This is a genomic window from Pedobacter sp. 01T416_2 (genome assembly GCF_056398925.1).
Window position 1 is genome coordinate 1 of record NZ_JBFTQI010001082.1, and the last position, 1455, is coordinate 1455.

1 protein-coding gene is annotated in these 1455 nt (G+C 37.1%); it reads right to left on the reverse strand.

The features are described 5' to 3' along the window. The coding region (locus tag AC1DPQ_RS27550; RefSeq protein WP_477611536.1) for an outer membrane beta-barrel protein at nt 1–1455 on the reverse strand (1455 nt) is incomplete at both ends.

Sequence of the window (1455 nt, forward strand, 5' to 3'; positions counted from 1 at the left end):
ATGTTATTGTTATATCCTGCAATTTTTTGGTCATTGATCATTAAAGAATAACTGGTTTCAAAAACCAGTTTTTTGGGGTAACGGATAATCAGTTCGGATGTGCTTTGGTGGGTATTGTAGCTAATGTTAGTATAATAGCTATCCTCGTACTTACTGCGATTCAGGTTTACCGAATACGACTGGTTAATCTCAACCTTATCGTTCAGGTTTAACCTCACACTTCCATTTGGCCCTACGTAAAATACATTCGCATCACTTTGGATGTTATTTACGATAACGGGTGTATGATCGAAATTGGCCCAGAAACCTAAACCTACTTTTAAACTTGTTTTATCTTTTTTGAAATCTTTTGAAATATTGGCTCCGCCACTAAAATTGTAAATACCGCTTTTGTTAATCGGATTGATTGTTTGAACGCCGTTATTTATGGTAATGGTATTCACCACGCCATTTTTTGTGAAACTACCATAACCGTATAAATTGTAATTAATCATGCTTTTAGGATCGTATTTGTACATATTCATGCTTAAATTCTGCGTGCGGGCAGGCAAAAGATTCGGATTGCCGTTTCTGATGTAAAATGCATTGGTATTATCTGCAACGGGTTGAAGGTAACTTACGTTCGGCTCTGCAAAGCGAGCAGAATAGTTAAGACGGAATATTTTGTACTTCAACTGAAATGTTGGCCACATAAAATTATAGCGCTGGTCAATATCTGCTGTATTGGTAAAGCGGTTGTTTAACGAAATGTAGTTGTGTACCAATCCCGGTTGAAGGTAAAGATCTTTGGTTACTTTGTATCCCAGGCTGATGTTTGTATTGGTTTTAAAACCGGCCTGTTTAACAGTTTGCGATAAATCTGGCACAACAATATCGTACAGCTGGTTAGCCGGATTGCGGTAAAAAGTGCTTAACGCATTTTCGTTATTGATGATGTTTCCGCTTACATCTGCTTTAAAATTCAGTTTTTTGCTAATTGGTTCGGTATAATTGCCATAGAAGTAAGACCTGAAATTATCAATGGTATTATTCCTTAATTGATCAACTTCTGAAGTAGATGGCCTAAGGTAAAAAATACTACTGCTCCTGTTGTAATTGATAATTGGGTTGGGGGTTGCAGAAATATCGGCTCCGATATTGAAAGATCTTCCAGCCTTTTTAAAATCCTTACTAAAATCGGCCCTTAACTGATATTTGTTGCTGGAAGTATTCAAGTCATTCAAATTTTCGAGGGTATTAATGAGCTGATTATTCGCATTATTGTTGCCTGAAGAAACCTTACTCACCGAATTGTTGGAGCTGAGCACAATTGCCGGCTCAATGGTCAGTTGTGTTAAAGAGTCGATTTGCCAATCTAATTTTCCACCAATATTGTGTTTTAGAACAAGAGAATTGGTATTTTCGCTGGCGTTGGTAATTAACCTGTCAGTACCTAATGTTTGGTTGGTATTGGTG